Genomic DNA, 18239 nt, shown 5'->3' with positions numbered 1-18239 from the left:
GGATGGAGGCTGGAACCGAGTGGATCCGATCAGCAATGACCGATTGCTGTCGTGAAGTGGTCATTGCCTGCTGACGGATCCGACGTCGGCTCATGGGCCGATTGTGGTCTTTAAGGTCATTTCGGGCGGCAAGACTCGAGTCGAAAACCTACGTCTTGCGCCGCTGCACCATCACGTCCAGCCGTTGGGCTGACATCGGCCACCTCAATGGAGCAAGACCGCGCGTTTGCCGAAGAGACGGTGTTGCGGTACAGCATGCGAAGCTCGACCGATCGTGCACCCTTTTCAATGAAATACGGACCCGCCGTCGACAGCGACCACCTGTCCCGTGATGAAACTCGCATCCTGGCTCGCGAGGAAGAAGATGACATTGGCAAGATCGGCGGGATAGGCGTCACGCTTGATCAGCCTGGTCGCGATCGCCGCTTCCGAGTAGGGACGAAGTTCAGGTTGCGCCGCGGCGTTCTCGGAAAGCGTGAAGCCGGGCGCGACCGCGTTGACCAGGATGTTGTCGCGCGCGAATTCGCTTGCGAGGGCACGGGTCATCGAGATGATGGCACCTTTGCTGGCGACGTACTGCATGAGCCCCGGCGTGCCCTTGAAGGCAGTGCCCGAACTGAGATTGATGATCCGTCCCGAACCTGCGGCGCGCATGTGAGGCGAGACCGCGCGGCACATGCGAAAGATGCCAACCACGTTCACGTCATACACGCGAAGCCAGTCCTCGGATGTCTTCTGCTCGAATCCTCATCAATGGGCAATACGACGCTGCGGTTGCGGCGACTCTTTCAGCAATAGCTACTTAAGCAAGGCTACCGCGCTTCGAAGCAAACCAGGGTCCTGCCCGAAATCTTTCCGTCAAGCTGCAGGCTCGCGTTCTCGACGACCTGCTCGAGGCCGATCTCCCGCACGTGCGGCGCGAGGGCCGAGAAGTTCGGCTTCCATGTCGCGCCCAGGCGCTCCCAAAGCCGCTCTCGCACTTCCCAACTCGCGTTTGCGACCACGCCGAAGAGACTGATGCCGCGCATGATGAAGGGCAGCACGCTTCCTTCGAAGGCGTTGCCGCCCGCGTTGCCCACCGAAGCCACGCATCCGCCCTCGAGAGTGCTGCGAAGCAACCACGCCAATGCGCTTGCACCCACGTTGTCGATGCTGGCGGCGAACCTTGGCTTCTCGAGCGCGCGGGTGGATGCCGCGGCTTCGGCGGCGTCGACGATCTCGCTCGCACCGAGCCTCAGGAGCGATTCGGACTGCTCGGGCCTGCGCGTCACGGCGGCGACGCGATAGCCAGCTGCCGACAGGATTCCCATTGCGAGCGTACCGACCGCTCCGCTGGCGCCGGTCACTGCAATTGTTGAACCCTGGGCGCGCACGCCGTGCCGCTCGAACGCATCAAGTGCCATCGCGACCGTGAAGCCCGGCACCCCCAGCACAGCGCATTCGTATGGGCTCAACCCCGCAGGCAGCGCCATCGCATGAGCCGCGGGCACCCGCGCGTATTCGGAGTACCCACCGTCGAACGCTATGCCGGTGCGAAAGCCATGCACCAGCACCGTCTGCCCGGGTTTTAACGAACAGTTCGCACCAGCGGCGACCGAGACGACATCGCCCACCAGTTCGATGCCGCAGACGCGTGGATAGCTTTCGACGATCTTTGCGCGGCCGAGCAGCGACAGCGAATCCTTGTAGTTGATGCCCGCATAGCGCGTTCGCACGACCAGTTCGCCCGCTGAAAGCTCGTCGAGGGCAATCGATTCAAGGCGCGTTTGCGTGCCGCCGCCCTCCTGATGCGTGCGAAGGCATTGAAACCGCGTGGGGATGCTGGGGGGTGCGTTCATGTCGCTCATCAAATCACGGCACCAGCGTTTGCCAATGCGGTGTTTCGCGTATCGAAACGCTGTCTCGACGGCATCTCGCGCGCACGCGAAGATGGGTGACTACATCACCATCTGCGGAGACAAGCAGTGACAACCCTCCCCCGACTTTTTTCCGATCATCGACTGGAGGCTCTCGAAGCCGATGAACGCGCGTTGATTGAGCGGCTGCGCGTGCTGTGCCGCGAGCAACTGGGCCCCCAGGCCGCCGATGTCGCGCGCGAGGACGTCTTTGCCTGGAACACCTTTCGCACGCTCGCACGTGAAGGCATCATCGCAACGGCTTTCCCGCGCGAATACGGCGGCAGCGATGCGCGTCAGGTGGCACGTGTGTGCATCATCGAAGAGCTGGGCCGGGTGTGCAGCACGTCGGCGTCGATGATCACGGGCACCGACCTCTCCGCCCGGGCAGTGGTCGCGGGCGCTTCAGAGCCTATCAAGCGCGAGCTGCTTCCGGCCCTTTGCCGGGGCGAGATCCAGACGGCGTTCGCACTGACCGAGCCCTCTGCCGGCTCCGACGTCCGCGCCCTCGCGAGCACGGCGCGGCGCGACGGCGACTCCTACGTGCTCAACGGCACGAAGAAGTTCATCACGCGCGCCGGCACCGCGGACTGGCTGATGGTGATTGCGCGCCTGATCGACGACGCCGATCCTGCAGGCGGGAAGTTCGTCGGCCTGCTGGTCCCCAAGGGCGCAGCGGGGCTGACGGTGAGTGCCGATGCAGGCAAGCTCGGCTGGTTCGGCGTGCCCATCGCATCACTGGAGTTCAACGACGTGCGTGTGCCCGCGACGCATCGGCTCGGCGAAGAAGGCGAAGGCTTCTCGCTCGCGCAAGACGCGTTGCTGCGCGCGCGCATCGGCCACGCGTCGATGGCGCTGGGCCGTGCGATCGGTGCGGTGGAGATTGCAGCGACCTACACCGCGGATCGCAGCGCCTTCGACAAGCCGCTGAACGCGCATCAGGGCGTGCAGTGGATGCTCGCGGACATGGCGACGCAGATCGAAGCCTCTCGCGCGCTGGTGTGGATCGCAGCGCAGAAGTACGACCGCGGCGACAGCGATACGGCGACCTTCGCATCGATGGCCAAGCTGCACGCGACGGACCTGTGCATGAAAGTGGTCACCGACGCGCTCCAGCTGACCGGCGGCCGCGGCTATCTGAAGGACTTTCCGCTGGAGCGCTTCTTTCGCGACGCCAAGCTCAACCAGATCGGCGAAGGTGCGAGCGAGGTTCACAAGACCGTGATCGGCCGCGACATCGCGCGGCGCGTGGGGCGGTCCGAGCGCAACCCGTGCCTGCGCGATGGGCCGCTCACGGACTACTGATCGCGCTGACTCCGCTCCCCGTCTCGGATCATCAAATCACGCCCTCGGCCTTGAGGGTGTCGATCTCGCTCGCAGACAGCCCGAACTGCGAATACACCTCTGCGTTGTGCTCGCCGACATCAGGCCCGGTTCGCGGGACCGGCATTTCCCGCCCCGTGATTCGCGGCACGATGCATGGCGCCGGAACGCTTCCGTAGTGCGGATCAGCCAGTCGCACGATGGCCTTTCGCGCGATGAATTGCGGATCGCGCTCGATGTCTTCGATCGAGTAGACCTTGCTGAACGGAATGCCGGCGGCCTCGAGCGTGCTTTCGATGACCGCGTAGGGACGCACCGCGAACCAGTCCGACAGCATGCGGTCGAGCTCGCGCAGATGCACGACGCGCCGGATATTGGTGGCAAAGCGCTCGTCGCTGGCCCACTCGGGCCGGTCGACGGCCACCGCGAGCCGCGCGAAGATCGCGTCGGACGATGCAACCAGCGAGAAGAAGAAGCGATCCGCGCTCACGTACATATTGCTGGGCGCGGTATAGGTCGCGCAGTTGCCCGCGGGCGCACGCACGAGGCCCAGTTGCTCGTGTTCGACGGCGAGCGGATCGAGCAAACGAAACAGAGCCTCGGTCGCTGACAGATCCACTTCTACGCCCTTCGCGTCCGGGTCGCCTCGCAGGCGTGCAATCTCGGACGCAATGGAGAACGCGGCAAAGAGCCCTGCAACCGCATCACCGACCGGGAAATTCATGTGCTGCGGTGAACCGCCCGCTTCACCCGTGAGATTGGTGAAGCCGCTCATCGCTTCGAATACGCGTGCGAAGCCGGGCCGAGCGCGGTAGGGACCGGTCTGCCCGAAGCCGGTCAGGCGAACGATGACGAGCCGCGGATTGATCGCCCACAGCGTCTCGGCGTCCAGGCCCCATCGGTCCATCGTGCCGGTGCGGAAGTTCTCCACGAGCACGTCGAACTCGGAAAGCATTTGCAAGAGCAGGTCGCGCCCGCGCGGCTTGCGCACGTCGAGCGAGATGCCGCGCTTGCCGCGGTTCGCGACCTTCCACCACAGCGGCACCCCTTCCTTCACGGGTTGCAGCGAACGCAGGGGGTCACTGCCATCTGGCAATTCCAGCTTGACCACCGTTGCGCCGTGATCGGCGCACAGCGTCGCTCCGAAGGGAGCGGCAAGCACGGTGGCCATGTCGAGGATGCGAACGCCCGACAAGGCGCCCGGGTGGGGGTTGGATGCAGTCAATGGATGGCCTCGAATGAGTGGGACGGCAGATCAGGAAGTCCGGCTTTCCCCGTTTTTGCCAGAGCGCGTTTTGCACTACAACGGTCGTTTCGCACAGCGAAACAGCTTCACCAGCCCACTCCGTTCGAGTCCATCATGACTTCCAACCAACGCCCCGCCACTGCCCGCGCCATGTTCACCGCCCCGCTCCCTGGTCTCGTCAACCCGCACGACCTCAGCGCCGATCGCCAGTTCTCGATGAACCTGGCGCGCGGCATGGAGGTGCTGCGCGCGTTCACGCTGGCCGAGCCGATGCTGGGCAACCGCGAGATTTCCGACCGCACGGGATTGCCCAAGCCCACCGTCTCGCGGCTGACGTACACGCTCACGCTGCTCGGTTACTTGAGCCGCGTCGAAGGCCTGCAGAAGTACCGCTTGGGCTCGGGAGTGCTGTCGCTCGGCTATCCGCTTCTGGCCAACACGCGTGTGCGCCAGATCGCGCGGCCTTTCATGGAGCAAGTGGCGCGCGAGACCGGTTGCACGGTCAACCTGGGGATGCGTGACCGCACGAGCGTGGTCTATATCGACACCTGCCGGGTCGACGCCGGCAATGTCTATCAGCCGGACATCGGCAGCACGCGGCCGCTGCTGTCGACAGCGATCGGACGCGCGCTCATCCTCGCCAGCCCGCCTGAAGAGCGCAAGGCGATCCTGAACCGCTTGAGGGTCGAGGACCCGGAGCAATTTGCACGGGACAAGCCGGTGTGGGAGGCCGACCAGAAGGCTTTCATGCAACGCGGCTACTGCTATTCGCGCGGTGACTGGCGCAAGGAAGTGCATGCGGTGGGCGTGCCCATTCGCCTGGGCGCGCGCGAAGAGATTGTTGCGGTCAATTGCACCTTTGCCAGCTATCGCCTGGACAAACCCACGCTCGAAAAGCAAGTCGCACCGCGCCTGCTCGACGCCGTGCGCCTGATTGAAACCGCCTGCGGTACGCCGCGGTGAACCCAAGGAGAAACAACCCGATGATCCGCAATCCAGAAAGCTTCGCAAGGCTGCTCGCCGAGGTCCGCCAGTTCGTGCGCACCGAATGCATGCCGCTCGAAGCGCAGGTCGACCAGACCGATGAGATCCCGCCGGCGATCGTCGAGCGCATGCGCAGCCTGGGCCTGTTCGGCCACAGCATTCCCGAGGCGTACGGCGGCGCCGGCCTCACGTCGGAAGAGCTGTCGCTCGTGAACATCGAGGTGTCCCAATGCGCGACCACCTTCCGCGCCCGCTTCGGCGGTAACACCGGCATCGCCTCGGAATCATTGGTTGTAGACGGCACCGAATCGCAGAAGAAGACGTGGCTGCCCCGCCTCGCGAGTGGCGAAGTCACCGGTTGCTTCGCGCTGACCGAGCCTGATGCCGGCTCCGACGCCACGGCGTTGGCGGCGACCGCGGTGCTCGATGGTGACGACTACGTGATCAACGGTCGCAAGTGCTTCATCACGAATGCGCCGATCGCCGATCTGTTCACCGTGTTCGCGCGCACCGATGCCAGCGCCAAGGGAGCGGCAGGCATCAGCGCCTTTCTCATTCCCCGCGGCACACCGGGCCTCAGCACACCGCCGGCCTATCGCAAGATGGGTCAGCACGGCTCGCCCGTGGGCGAAGTGGTGCTGCAAGACTGCCGCGTTCCGGTTTCGGCGATCGTCGGCGGGCAGCCGGGCCAGGGCTTTCGCACGGCGATGAAGGCGTTGAACAAGCAACGCATCAATCTGGCGGGCTTGTGCGTGGGGCCGGCGGTTCGTCTGGTCGACGAGATGGTCGATCGCGCCACGTCGCGGCGCCAGTTCGGCCAGGCCATTGCCGAGTTCCAGCTCGTGCAGCAAATGATCGCCGAGAGCAACGTCGAGGTGCATGCCGCGCGAGCACTGGTGCTGGAGACAGCGCGCAAGCGCGATGCCGGCGAGGACGTGACGATGGAAGCGTCGATGTGCAAGCTCTTCGCTTCCGAGATGTGCGGCCGCGTGGCCGACCGTGCGGTGCAGGTCTTCGGCGGAGGTGGCTACGTGGCGGACAACGTCGCAGAGCGCTTCTACCGCGACGTGCGGCTGTTTCGCCTGTACGAGGGCACGAGCCAGATCCATCTCGTCAACATCGCCAAGCGCACGGTCGCGTTGGCGCAGGCGCGCAAGGCCGCTGAATAGCAGGCCGTTCAATTCAAAAACCGGAGACAAGCCAATGACCCATCGTTCAACTCGCCGCGCTTTCAGCGCCTTGTGCATCACAGCGCTGAGCCTGGCAGCCGCGCCCGCCTTTGCGCAGGGCGATGCCTTTCCGTCCAAGCAGATCAAGATCATCGTCCCTTTCTCGGCGGGCGGCGTGGTGGATTCGATTGCCCGCATCGTTGGCGAGAAGCTGAGCGTGAAGTACGGCAAACCCGTCATCGTCGAGAACAAGACTGGCGCGGGCGGCTCGATCGGAACCGACTTCGTGGCCAAGTCCGCGCCTGACGGCTACACGCTGCTGGCCGTGAGCCCCGGCCATGCCGTGGCGCCAAGCCTCATCAAGGGCGTGACATGGAACCCGGTGAAGGACTTCCGTGCCATCGAAGGCTTCGGGATCATCTCGAACGTCTTCGTGGTGCCGCCGAATGTGCCCGTCAAGAACATGCCCGAACTCATCGCGCTCGCAAAGAGCAGCAGCGAGCCCCTGACCTATGCGACCGCCGGCGTCGGCACTTCCAACCATCTGTCGGGCGAACTGCTTTCGCAGATGGCGGGCGTGAAGCTCACGCACGTGCCCTATCGCGGCCAGCCCGATGCTTTGAACGACCTGCTCGGCGGGCGCGTGACGATGATGCCGCTGACGGCCGCATTGGCGTCGCCCTACATCAAGAGCGGCAAGCTCAAGGCGCTGGCGGTCACCACCGCCAAGCGCTCGGCCGCCTTGCCGGATGTGCCGACGGTGGCGGAATCGCTGAAGCTTCCGGACTATGCCGTGGGCACATGGTTCGGCTTCGTGGCGCCGGCCAAGACGCCGGATGCGGTGATCCAGAAGCTGTCGGCCGACGTGGCCGAGGTGCTTGCGATGCCGGACACCAAGTCCAAGCTCGAGATGCTGGGCCTCGAACTCGCTCCGCAAAGCCCGAAGGAGTTCGACGCCTTCATCGCGGCCGAGGCCGACCGATGGAGCAAGGTCGTCAAGCAAGCGGGGATCGAGCCGCAATGACCGTGACCGTCGCCACCCCCTCGCCCCTCAGGCCGCCCATCTGCGCCAGGCTGGGCATCACGCACCCGATCTTCGGCTTCTCGCATTCGGTCGATGTGGCGGTGGAGATCGCCAAGGCCGGCGGATTTCCGGTGCTGGGCCTGGCACGCGAGATGCCGCACGAGATCCCGCACATCCTCCAAGAGGTCGATGCACGCATGCAGGGCCGTCCTTACGGGGTGGATCTGATGCTGCCTTCGCAGGTGCCGCAGAGCGGCAGCATCGATGATGTGCGCGATGCGTTGCCACAGGAGCACGTCGAATTCGTCGAACGCTTGCGTGATCGGTTCGAGGTGCAGCCGCCGGTCAAGCCCAGTTTCTTCACCACGCAGGTGCGCTCGGAGTCGCTTTTCGAGCAGCAGATCGAGCAGGTGCTGGCTTCCAACGCACTGGGCGTTGCCACAGCCATCGGCCTGCGTCCGGAACTCATCGCCCGCGCGAAGGCGGCGGGCAAGGTGACCTTCTCGCTCATCGGCTCGGTCCGGCATGCGCAGAAGGCGTTGGCGATGGGCGTGGATGTGCTCGTGGCACAGGGCTATGACGCCGGTGGCCACACCGGAACCGTGGGCACCTTCTCACTGGTGCCGCAGATCGTTGCTGTCGCCGGAGATACGCCGGTGCTCGCGGCGGGCGGAATCGGCAATGGCGACCAGATCGTTGCGGCCATTGCGATGGGCGCGCAGGGCGGCTGGCTGGGCACCCTGTGGATGGCCGCCGCCGAAAACCACACGCCGCCCGCGTTGCTGCGCCGACTGATCGACAGCAGCAGCGAAGACACCGTGATCACGCGCGCCCACAGCGGCAAGCCATGTCGCGTCGTGCGCAGCGATTGGATCGACGCGTGGTCTGCCTCCGATAGTCCCGAGCCCTTGCCGATGCCCTTGCAGCAGGCGCTCACGGGCGATGTGTTCGCATCGATCCACGAGCACGATGACGCACGGCTTATCTATGAAGCGGCCGGACAGAGCATCTTCGCGATCCGGCGCGAGACACGGGTGGCAGACCAGATGGCGGCCCTCGAAAACGAGATGCGCAACGCCTGGCAGCGTCTTTTGAAGATGTGCAGGTGATCGTCCGCATCTACATAGGCCTCCATCGGAGGCTCTGTAGATCACTGTATGACAGGGCCGCCATATGGGTCACGGCCACCTCGATCAACTGTGCGTCAGTCCAATAGCGTCGTTGCTTGACGCACGCTCCTCCCGCCTGAAAGGCAAGAACCGTCGCCAGAACGCACAGAGGGATGGCAATGAACAGGACTTTGATTTTCATCCTGAGAGCTTTTCGCGAAAGTCCGAAGTTGGCCCGCATTCTGAACTGGCGATGGCAGCAGAACGCCTCGGAATTGACAGGAGGGACAACGCGTGCAATCGCTGATGGGCAACGCCATCCCACACGACGGGCTGTTGGCTTTTCGCGTGCAGATAGTGGTGGGTAAACACCGCCAGGTAGGCTTCCAGCGTTTGGTCGGCGATGCGTTCGCCCGCGAGGTTCATGCACAAGGCGGCGACTTCGCTGGTGCAGAAATGGTCCGTGCGCCCGGAGTTGCGCAGCTTGTATTGCGATGTCCGGTCGGGCTCCAGGCTGAGCACCGGCAGTCGGTCCAAGTAGGGGCTTCTTCGGAACATCTTGCGCGCCTCGGACCAGGTCCCATCCAGAAGGATGAAGAGCGGGCGCTTCTGCGCGGCCGCAGTCGGCAGGCTTTCGGGCGGTTGAACGGTGCGCACCACCCGCTCCGGCGCTGCGTACTGGCCCGGGAACACTACGTAGGGCTGCCATTGCGAGTCACCCAACAAGGCCAGGAGGTCCGGGTCGGCTTCGGTGCGAGACCAACCGAAGGCGAAGGTATCGGCCACCACATCGGCGACCAACCAGCCCGTGTTGGTGGGTTTGAGTGGTTCGATGTCCGCCATGAGCAAACACACCCCTGCGCGCGTGTTCAACGAAGGGCGCAAGGTACACATGCAATGGCTGGGCACCAGCCGGCAGTCCATGCAGCGCTCTCGCTTGAAACCACCACGAGCGAGAAAGGGTTTGGCGCTGCGTGCGAGGCGGGCAGAGCGCAGGTGGGAGACTGCATGGGACATGCGGAGATTCTCGGGCATGCGCCCCAAACTCATCAGGTCCGCTAGTGCTCCATGCGACCAAGCCGAACCATGGTCTCGCGCAGCCAGCGCACGGCTCCATCCGCGTCCGATCGTGCATTCCAGCAAACGTACAAGCGGTAGCTGGGCAACTCGAAAGGCAAGGGCAACGCGTCCAGCAGCTCTGCGTATCGACTAGCCACGCGCTGCGGGAAGACCGCGATTGCATCGGTGCTCGCCACAAGGTCCGACATCTGGCTGAAGGTTGTGACGGCGGCCTGCAGATGGCGGACCAGACCGCGGCGCGCAAGGATCTGATCGATGGTGTCGTCGAGCATCGAACGGCTCTGCCCCAGCACTACGTGCGGCATGGCGCAAAAGCCTTCGAGATCCATTCCGTTTGCATATCGAGGATGGCCACGGCGCGCGACCGCCAAGTACGTATCCTCATACAGCAGCACCGATTCCACACCTGCCGCCGGCGCCATGCGGGGCAGTAGGCCGAGGTCGATGTCGCCCTTGCGCAGCCTTTCAGGCAATTGACTGTAGTCCGCCAGCTCCCACGCCAGGCGGATGTGCGACCCGCAGGCCGTGAGTTCCCGGCACAACAGCGGCAGCATCGCGCGGCTGCTGTGATCGCTGCCCGAGACGCGCAGGATCCGGTCCGATGTCGCCGGGTCGAATGCGCGGTCCATGTTCAACAGCCCCTGCAGATCGTTCAATACGGCTTCGACGCGCGGCGCGAGCGCGAGCGCGAACGGCGTGGGCGCTATGCCATGGGGCGTGCGCGTGAAGAGCGGATCGCCGAAGGCCTCGCGCAGTCGCTTGAGGGAAGCGCTGACCGCCGGCTGGCTCAGGAACAAGCGAGAGGCGGCTCGCGAAACGCTTCGCTCGCGTAGCAGCGCATCGAAGGCTCGAAGCATCGCGAGGTCGATGCCGCGAATATCAGCACGATCCATATCAGTTATCCAAACGTTCGAATTGATCGCTCCAGGCAGCACGCCTATCGTATGCGTACTCACAAGATGAAGGAGACCACACCATGACCGCTCGCCGTCCCCTTGGCGGTATCCAGGCGCGCAGGCGCGCCTGGGTGACCGGCCTGATCGCACTCACTCTGGCCGCTGCGGCGCCGCTCGCCTCGGCACAGACCGGCGCCGCCTTTCCGACCAAGGTGATTCGCATCGTGCCCTTCGGCACGGCGGGCGGGCCGATCGACGTGATCGCGCGCGTTTACGCCGAGAAGCTGCAGCAGCGCTGGGGCCAGAGCGTGATCGTGGAAGCCAAGCCGGGCGCGAGCGGGATCCTCGCGTCCGACGCCGTGGCGAAGGCATCGCCCGACGGCTACACCGTGCTGTTTACTCTGCCGCTGACCCACATCAACAACGCGATCCTGCAGCCCAAGCTCCCCTATGACCCGGTGAAGGACTTTGAGCCGATCTCGCAGCTCGCCACCGGCGGGCCGATGCTGGTGGCGCGCGCGGACGCGCCCTACTCCAACCTCAAGGAATTCGTCGCTTATGCCAAACAACACCCAGGCCTGACCTATGGCACCTGGGGCAACGGTTCGCAGGCGCACCTGATGGGCGAACTGCTCAAGCGCCAAAGTGGCATTGCGCTGACCCACGTGGCCTACAAGGCCGAGGCGGCCGCGCACAACGACATGATCGGCGGCGTGCTGGACTTCGCGTGGGCCAATCCGTCCACCGCACGCGCGCAGTCACAGGCCGGGCGCATGAAGGTGCTGGGCATTGCGGGAAGCCGCCGCGTTTCGACCATGGCCAACGTGCCCACCTTCGCCGAGCAGGGCTTCGCTGGTTTCGATCTGGACAGCTGGATCGGCGTCTATGCGCCCGCCAAGACGCCGTCTGCCGTCATCGAGCAGTGGACGCAGGCGCTTCGCGAGATCACTCGCATCCCCGAAGTACAGCAGAAGCTGATCGCATTCGGATTCGAGCCGCTCGGTAACACGCCGGCGGAATTCAGAGCCAGCTATCAGGCCGACTTTCCGCGGGTCGCCGAGCTGATCAAGGCCGCAGGCGTGACCGCCGATTGAAGCACCAGGAACACCGATGAACTCCACGACCGCCGAAAAAGTGATCCCGATTGCCGTCGATACTGGCACTGCATATGGACGCAAGCCCGGGACCCACAACCCGACACTGACCGAGGTGGGCCCAGGCACGCCGATGGGCGAACTGCTGCGTCGCTACTGGCACCCGATCGGGCTGACAGGCGATGCCAGCGACACACCGCGCAAGGTCCGGGTGCTCGGTGAAGACCTGATCCTCTTTCGGGACAAGAGCGGGCGGCCCGGCCTGGTGCATCCGAACTGCGCCCATCGCGGCGCGTCGCTCTATTACGGCCGGGTCGAAGAGCGCGGCATCCGCTGCTGCTACCACGGCTGGTTGTTCGATGCGGAGGGTCACTGCCTGGAGCAGCCTTGCGAGCCTGAACTCGGGCGCGCCCGCGGCCGCATTCGGCAACCCTGGTACCCGGTGCAGGAGCTCTACGGCCTCGTCTGGACCTACATGGGGCCGCCGGAAAAGAAGCCGACGCTGCCGCGCTACGACGCGCTGGAGCGCTTGGACGAAGGCGAGATCATCGAAACCAACGATGCGAGCATCGGCGGCGGCGGACCGCAAGTCATCCCTTGCAATTGGCTGCAGCACTACGAGAACCTGGTTGACCCCTTTCACGTGGTGGTGCTGCATTCGAGCTTCAGCGGCACCCAGTTCGTCGAGCAGATGGCTCAGATGCCCGAGGTCAGTTGGGACACCTTCGAACTCGGGGTGCGCACAACCTCTGTTCGGCGCCTGGCGGATGGCAAGGTGTTCCGACGCATCAGCCAAGCGGCCATGCCGACGTTGCGCGTCATTCCTAGCCCTCGCGTCGGACGCTACGGCCGGGTGGAGTCGTTGGGGTGGATCCTGCCGATCGACGATCGCAGCTTCCGCATCTTCGTGGTCGGCCGCGTGAGCGAAAGGGGCGAGCTCACTCGCATGCGATCGCGCATGAACGGCAAGCTCTGGGAAGAGCTCACCGAAGAAGAGCACCAGCGTATGCCGGGTGACTACGAGGCGATGGTGAGCCAGGGCGCGATCACGCAGCACTCGGAGGAGCATCTGGCGACGTCCGACCGCGGCATCGCGATGCTGCGTCGCTACCTGAAGGCGCAACTGGCGCTTCTTGAAGCAGGCGAAGACCCAGCCGGAGTGAGCTTCGACCCGGACGCGGAGCCGGTGGTCTTTGACGCCGGCAACTACCTGGAGGATCGATGAGGCTGCTGCTGGACCGTTGATCGTCGTGTACGCTGCGGGTCGACTGCGGCGTTCAGGCTCAGACCCTCACTGAGCCTCTGAACCCTCGCGCGGCATAGTAAGACTCGGCCCCGTTGTGATAAACGAAGACCTTGCCGTAACGTCTGTCGCAGAACAGAGCGCCACCGAGTTTTCTGACGTCAGACGGTGTTGCCACCCAACTGGACGTCTTCAAGTCGAACTCCCCGAACTGCTGAAGTTCGCGATATTGCGCCTCCGTCAATAGCGAGACGCCCATAGCCGCAGCCATGTCGATGGCGTTGTTCTGCGGCTTGTTCTGTTTCCGGGAATTCAAGGCTTGTGCGTCGTAGCACAAGCTCCTGCGCCCCCGCGGACTTTCGGCGGCGCAATCGCAAAAAAGGTATGCGCCGCTATCGTCCGCTGTCCCGATGACATCGGGTTCGCCTCCCGTCCTCTCCATCTCATGAAGCGACCTCAGCTTGTCGGGGCTGCTTTGCAAACGGCCATGGACGTCGGCCCAGTCGACTCCAACGTGTCTACGCATGTTCTGCCTGAACCGCAACTTCAGTGCGTCGATGAAGACCTCGGGTTGCTCTGCTTTCATTTCGCTTGCTTCCGTTCCTTCACGTCGGTGCCCATACAGTCTCGTGGATGCCACGGCCGGATTGAGGGAGCAGACCCTAGGTCAAACACTAGGCGCAGTCAATCTGGTCAATTGTTGGCGAACTAAGGGATGGCCCTGCAAAAATGAGCCCTGCCCTTTGGCACTCCCCCATCTCTTCGCTTTCCTTAAGGTCCAATGATGCACAGTCGCGGAAGTAGCGGTCGAATCTTTCTCATGGGGGCGATCCTCGCCAGCGCACTCTCATCGCAAGATGTGCTGGCCCAGGCCCGAATGGACCAGACGGCCGGCGATGATGCCTGGCGCTTCTCCGCTGGTCTCGGAGTCTTCAGTCGACCCAAGTATCCCGGCAGCGGCGATGCCCAGATCGTGGCCTTGCCACTGGTCACCGCCAACTATGGCCGCTATTTCATCGGTGGCACCCCGGGGGCCGGCTTTCCATTTGGAGTGGGCTTCAATCTCATTCAGAACGAATCCTGGCGTTTCGGTGTGGCATTGGGCGGAGAACTGACCAAGCCTCGCAAGGCTTCCGATGCGCCGATCCTTCAGGGTTGGGGCGACATTCCCGAGGCGGCACTGGGCAGCGTATTCGCTGCATACACCCACGATTGGCTGACTGTCCGGGGCTTCCTCGTGTCCGACATTTCGGGCAAGGACCAAGGGACTCGAATCGCGATTGACGTCGAAGGGAAGTACCCCGTCAATGAAAGATTCGCTCTGTCCGCTGGGCCCGGCGTCACCTGGGCCAACGGCAGATACACCCAGACCTTCTTCGGAATCAATGCCGAACAAAGTGTGATTGCCGGAGTTCCCCAGTATTCGGCGGGAAGCGGAGTCAATACGGTCCGCTTTTCCGTCGGCGCCCAGTACCAGTTGAATGCCCAATGGGGCCTCGGCGCAAGCGTGGTCGCGGCCTGGCTCCAGGGGGATGCCAAACGCAGTCCGATCACGGAGGACAAGATCCAAACCACTTACGGCGTCTTCGCTTCATACCGGTTTTGACGGCTCGTGAAGCGGATGCCGTCGAGCTGCCTGAACTGCTGAAGTTCGCGGTTGCCCGCCGTGACAGGAACCCGCAACGCCACAATCCCTCCATGCGCATCAAAGTCGGCGACCTCGCCCGCTCCACCAGTCTTACCGTCCGCACCCTCCACCATTACGACGAGATCGGACTGCTCAAGCCCTCCGCCCGATCCGACTCCGGTTACCGTCTCTACTCCGAAGGCGATGTCGCCCGCCTGCACGCCATCCAGGCGCTGCGGCACCTGGGCTTGGCCCTCGCCGAGATCGGACCTCTCCTCGATGGCAGCGAAGCCGCGCCGCAGCGCGTCATCGAGCAGCAGATGCACGCACTCGACCACCAGATCCGCCAGGCCACCGAACTGCGCGAGCGGCTGGCGCTGATGCACGACATGCTGCGCAAAGGGGGCAACCCCAGCATGCAAGACTGGGTGCAGACGCTTTCGATGATGACCACCTTCGGCCGCTACTTCGAAGCGGGCGAGCTGAAGCAGATCCTCGGCGCCTATGCCGGCGTCGAGCTGGATTGGCTGCAGCTGCAGGTTGAGGTACGGCGCTACATGGACACGGGCGGCGGCATCGACACGTGGGAGTGCCAGGTGCTCACCCGCCGCTGGACGATGCTGATGGTGCGCTGGATGGGCGGCAACTACGCGCTGATGAACCGTTGGGGCGCCATGTTCCGTCAGGAGTCGAAGGTGCGCGGGCAAGGCGGGGCGCCGCCGACGGACATGATGGAGTTCATGGAGTCGGCCATCCAGCTGCGCGTGCGGTTGATGCAGGAGCACTGCGGCGACGTGGAATTCCGCCTGCCGCCCATGCCGGACACCGAGGCGCAGACGATCGATGCCGAGGGCCAGGCTTTGCTCCGGGCGGGCGAGCCGCGCGATGGCGCGAAGGCGCGGGCGCTGCGCAAGCGCTGGGCGGCGTTGCTGCACGAGACGTGCGGTGGCAACGCCGCGCTGTTCACCATGCTCGCCACCCTGCACCTTGGGCACCCCCTGCTGCTCGCCGGCCTGCCGCTCGGGCGCGAAGTGCGCGAATTCCTGTCGCCCGTCGATGAAGGTGCTTGACCCTCACGTAGCGTGAGCCCGCACAGTCGGCCCCGTTACAGAGGACCGACATGACGACGAAGACAGACCCGGCCGCGCGCGCGGCCCTTTTCCAGGACCGAAACTTCCGCTGGCTGATAACCGGCAGTGCCATCTCGCTGCTGGGCGACCAATTCACCCTGCTCGCGCTGCCTTGGCTGGTGCTGCGCCTGACCGGCGACACCGTGGCGCTGGGTACCGTGCTGGCGCTGGTGGGCATTCCGCGCGCCGTATTCATCCTGGTGGGCGGCGCGGTGGTCGACCGCTTCTCGCCGCAGCGCGTGTTGATGCTCACCAAGCACGTCAACTTCGTGCTGCTGGCGCTGCTGGCGCTGGGCGTGTGGCGAGGCGCGCTGACGCTGCCAGCAATCTACGCGTTGTCGCTGGCGCTGGGCATCAGCAGTGCCTTCAGCATTCCATCCGGGACGTCGATCCTGCCGCACGCTTTGCCTCCCGCGCAACTGGGTGCCGCCAACGGCGTGATGATGGGCGTGCGCCAGCTGAGCATGTTCGTCGGGCCACTCGCGGCGGGCGTGCTGATCGCGGTGTTCGGCGGCGGCTCGGGTGGCGTGCAGGACGCAGGTGGAGTCGCGGCGGCTCTCGCGCTCGACGCCGTCAGCTTCGCCCTCTCCGCCTGGACACTCGCCCAGGTGAAGATGCGCGCCCTTCCGACGGACCCCGCGCGGCACGCGCCGATCTGGGCCTCCATGGTCAGCGGCATGCGGCACGTCTGGGACGATGCGCAGCTGCGCACCCTCTATCTCTATTGGGCTGCGGTCGCATTGCTGGTCCTGGGTCCGTTGCAAATCGCGCTGCCGGTGCTGGCGGAAAGCCGGCCCGCGCTGGGCGCTTCGGCCCTCGGGGTGATGCTTGGGGGCCACGGCGCAGGCGCCTTGCTCGGCATGGTGATGTCTGGACTGCGGCCGGGACTGCGCATCGGCACTCTGGGTACCAGCGTGCTGCTGGCCGACATTGCCATCGGGCTGCTGTTCGTGCCCATGGGCGGCATCACCGCCGCTTGGCAGGGCGCCTTGCTGATGATGCTGGTGGGTGTGCTCGGCGGCTTCATGCAGGTGGCGGTATTCACCTGGGTGCAGAAGCGCGTGCCGCCCGCCATGCTGGGCCGCTCGATGAGCCTGTTCATGTTCATCTTCATGGGGCTCGTGCCCGTGGCTTCGGCGGCTGCAGGGTGGCTGTTGCGGGTGGTGTCGTTGCCGCAGTTGTTCGCGGGCTCGGGGTTGCTGTTGGTGGTGGCCGCGGTGCTGGCTTGGGTGGGGACGCCGATCCGTGCGGTCGATGAGGCGGTGGTGGCTCCCCAATAACGAGTGGCAGTCCTACCTCCAGCCCGGCGGGATCAGCGAAAGCGCGTCCGGGTCGGAAAGCGCGTACTGCCGCACGTAGGGCTCACGGTCGAAAAGCTTGGCGTGAACTGTCGGATCGATCCTGGGCTTGCGCAAGTCCTGCTTGCCGAGGAACGCTTTGACGCTGTCCATCGAGTCCCACAACGCCAGGATGACCACCTCGACCGTTCCATCCGCCTGATCGCGAAACAGCGCCGTCGACCGCAGGTTGCCAGGGCTCTCGATCAATTCCTTGAGCGTGTTTGCTTCGAGGAACTCGCGACATTCATCGCGCAGTGACGACAGGATCCAGAAGCCGTAGGTGCGCAGGATGGTTTCAGTATTGCGCTTGGTCATGTTGACTTTGAAGTGGGTGTGGTGATCCTATCGGCAACGATCGGTGAAACCGCCTCACAGGCAGCCTTGTCTCTCCACAATTGCGGTCGAGCGCGAAATACCACACCTTTTGCTGTCAGTCGAGCCGCGCCCGGGTTGTGAGTCCGCTCGCCTTGTCCCATTGTTCAGGCGTCAGCTTTTGAACGGTCACGCCGAAAGTCCAGATATGGCCCTCGGGATCTTTCGCGCGATAGGTCCGATCGCCGTAAAACTGAGTTGCAGGCTCCTGCAAGATGATGGCGCCGGCCCCCCGTGCACGCGCGCAGTGCGCGTCGAGATCCTCGCCTTGCGCGAGTTGCACATGGACAGACTGGGTATTCTTGCCGCCGATGGCGCGAGGACTCTTGTGGTCGTCGCTCCATTGGCTACCAATCATGACGACCGAATTGCCGAATGACATTTCAGAATGAACAAGATTGCCGTCGCCATCAAGAATCACGAAAAGCGGCTCAAACCCGAATGCGGTTTCGAGCCAGCGGTAAGCAGCCTTTGGATCTTGATAGGTCACTGCGCTTGAAAGCCCTTTGGGGCGGTAGACATCACTCATTCGGATTCTCCTTTTTCTATGTTTCGATCGGGACTTCCAGGCTATCAATTTTGGGCCGGCTACAGCCAGTCGCGACCGCCGGAGCATGCTAAACCTTCATGGCTCTGCTGACCGCTCTCCCGTTCTCAAGAGCACGATTTCTTGGCCGAAGGGAGCGCGAGAATATGAGGAACACTCC

General features: G+C 64.2%; 17 protein-coding genes and 1 pseudogene. 10 read left to right on the top strand and 8 right to left on the bottom strand.

The window, feature by feature from the left end; genetic code table 11:
* Positions 1 to 285 precede the first annotated feature (285 nt).
* A pseudogene (locus AC1DSF_RS12575) lies at positions 286 to 729 on the bottom strand (SDR family NAD(P)-dependent oxidoreductase); the annotation flags it as partial.
* 83 nt (positions 730 to 812) lie between these two features.
* Positions 813 to 1838: a YhdH/YhfP family quinone oxidoreductase gene (locus AC1DSF_RS12570; protein WP_478123205.1), complete on the bottom strand. Its 1026-nt coding sequence runs from the start codon at positions 1836 to 1838 to the stop codon at positions 813 to 815.
* Positions 1839 to 1964: 126 nt separating this feature from the next.
* On the opposite strand from AC1DSF_RS12570, the gene AC1DSF_RS12565 reads away from it, so the two are divergent.
* Positions 1965 to 3200 carry an acyl-CoA dehydrogenase family protein gene (locus tag AC1DSF_RS12565; protein ID WP_478123204.1) on the top strand — a complete coding sequence of 412 codons (1236 nt, stop codon included), beginning with the start codon at positions 1965 to 1967 and terminating at the stop codon, positions 3198 to 3200.
* A 31-nt stretch (positions 3201 to 3231) separates the two neighbouring features.
* Here AC1DSF_RS12565 and AC1DSF_RS12560 read toward each other — a convergent pair whose 3' ends face one another.
* Positions 3232 to 4443: a CaiB/BaiF CoA transferase family protein gene (locus AC1DSF_RS12560; RefSeq protein WP_478182924.1), complete on the bottom strand. Its 1212-nt coding sequence runs from the start codon at positions 4441 to 4443 to the stop codon at positions 3232 to 3234.
* A 135-nt stretch (positions 4444 to 4578) separates the two neighbouring features.
* On the opposite strand from AC1DSF_RS12560, the gene AC1DSF_RS12555 reads away from it, so the two are divergent.
* Genes AC1DSF_RS12555 through AC1DSF_RS12540 form a run of 4 tightly spaced genes read left to right on the top strand, consistent with a single transcriptional unit; the run spans position 4579 to position 8750 of the window.
* Entirely contained in the window at positions 4579 to 5427 is an 849-nt protein-coding gene (locus AC1DSF_RS12555; RefSeq protein WP_478182923.1) for an IclR family transcriptional regulator, read from the top strand.
* A gap of 20 nt (positions 5428 to 5447) precedes the next feature.
* On the top strand, positions 5448 to 6617 hold the full coding sequence (locus tag AC1DSF_RS12550; protein ID WP_478182922.1) for an acyl-CoA dehydrogenase family protein: 1170 nt from the start codon (positions 5448 to 5450) through the stop codon (positions 6615 to 6617).
* Positions 6618 to 6651: 34 nt separating this feature from the next.
* Positions 6652 to 7641: a Bug family tripartite tricarboxylate transporter substrate binding protein gene (locus tag AC1DSF_RS12545; protein WP_478182921.1), complete on the top strand. Its 990-nt coding sequence runs from the start codon at positions 6652 to 6654 to the stop codon at positions 7639 to 7641.
* On the top strand, positions 7638 to 8750 hold the full coding sequence (locus AC1DSF_RS12540; RefSeq protein ID WP_478123199.1) for an NAD(P)H-dependent flavin oxidoreductase: 1113 nt from the start codon (positions 7638 to 7640) through the stop codon (positions 8748 to 8750). The genes AC1DSF_RS12545 and AC1DSF_RS12540 overlap by 4 nt, the downstream gene beginning before the upstream one ends.
* A 198-nt stretch (positions 8751 to 8948) precedes the next feature.
* On the opposite strand, the gene AC1DSF_RS12535 is transcribed toward AC1DSF_RS12540, so the two are convergent.
* The gene (locus tag AC1DSF_RS12535) at positions 8949 to 9767 is read right to left on the bottom strand and encodes a tRNA-uridine aminocarboxypropyltransferase (RefSeq protein WP_478123198.1); all 819 of its coding nucleotides are present in this window, start codon (positions 9765 to 9767) and stop codon (positions 8949 to 8951) included.
* 41 nt (positions 9768 to 9808) lie between these two features.
* Positions 9809 to 10723: a LysR family transcriptional regulator gene (locus AC1DSF_RS12530; protein WP_478123197.1), complete on the bottom strand. Its 915-nt coding sequence runs from the start codon at positions 10721 to 10723 to the stop codon at positions 9809 to 9811.
* An 83-nt stretch (positions 10724 to 10806) separates the two neighbouring features.
* Between AC1DSF_RS12530 and AC1DSF_RS12525 the strand changes: the two genes are divergently transcribed.
* Positions 10807 to 11820 (top strand): Bug family tripartite tricarboxylate transporter substrate binding protein, encoded by a 1014-nt coding sequence (locus tag AC1DSF_RS12525; RefSeq protein WP_478123196.1) that lies wholly within the window; start codon positions 10807 to 10809, stop codon positions 11818 to 11820.
* Between the two features lie 16 nt (positions 11821 to 11836).
* A complete protein-coding gene (locus tag AC1DSF_RS12520) occupies positions 11837 to 13045 on the top strand; it encodes a Rieske 2Fe-2S domain-containing protein (RefSeq protein WP_478182920.1) in 1209 nt (402 codons plus the stop codon).
* A gap of 58 nt (positions 13046 to 13103) precedes the next feature.
* Here AC1DSF_RS12520 and AC1DSF_RS12515 read toward each other — a convergent pair whose 3' ends face one another.
* Positions 13104 to 13649 carry a DUF4256 domain-containing protein gene (locus AC1DSF_RS12515; protein ID WP_478143054.1) on the bottom strand — a complete coding sequence of 182 codons (546 nt, stop codon included), beginning with the start codon at positions 13647 to 13649 and terminating at the stop codon, positions 13104 to 13106.
* A 234-nt stretch (positions 13650 to 13883) separates the two neighbouring features.
* On the opposite strand from AC1DSF_RS12515, the gene AC1DSF_RS12510 reads away from it, so the two are divergent.
* Genes AC1DSF_RS12510 through AC1DSF_RS12500 form a run of 3 tightly spaced genes read left to right on the top strand, consistent with a single transcriptional unit; the run spans position 13884 to position 17100 of the window.
* Positions 13884 to 14669, top strand: coding sequence for a MipA/OmpV family protein (locus AC1DSF_RS12510; protein WP_478123193.1), 786 nt, complete (start codon positions 13884 to 13886; stop codon positions 14667 to 14669).
* Entirely contained in the window at positions 14666 to 15760 is a 1095-nt protein-coding gene (locus tag AC1DSF_RS12505) for a MerR family transcriptional regulator (protein ID WP_478182919.1), read from the top strand. The genes AC1DSF_RS12510 and AC1DSF_RS12505 overlap by 4 nt, the downstream gene beginning before the upstream one ends.
* A gap of 50 nt (positions 15761 to 15810) precedes the next feature.
* The gene (locus AC1DSF_RS12500; protein ID WP_478123191.1) at positions 15811 to 17100 is read left to right on the top strand and encodes an MFS transporter; all 1290 of its coding nucleotides are present in this window, start codon (positions 15811 to 15813) and stop codon (positions 17098 to 17100) included.
* Positions 17101 to 17112: 12 nt separating this feature from the next.
* Here AC1DSF_RS12500 and AC1DSF_RS12495 read toward each other — a convergent pair whose 3' ends face one another.
* Positions 17113 to 17475 carry a hypothetical protein gene (locus AC1DSF_RS12495; protein ID WP_478123190.1) on the bottom strand — a complete coding sequence of 121 codons (363 nt, stop codon included), beginning with the start codon at positions 17473 to 17475 and terminating at the stop codon, positions 17113 to 17115.
* Between the two features lie 115 nt (positions 17476 to 17590).
* On the bottom strand, positions 17591 to 18061 hold the full coding sequence (locus tag AC1DSF_RS12490; protein WP_478123189.1) for a VOC family protein: 471 nt from the start codon (positions 18059 to 18061) through the stop codon (positions 17591 to 17593).
* Between the last annotated feature and the right edge of the window lie 178 nt (positions 18062 to 18239).

Source organism: Variovorax sp. 01N429 (assembly GCF_056399425.1).
The sequence above is the reverse complement of the archived record's forward strand: the minus strand, read 5'-3'. Positions and strand labels throughout refer to the sequence as shown.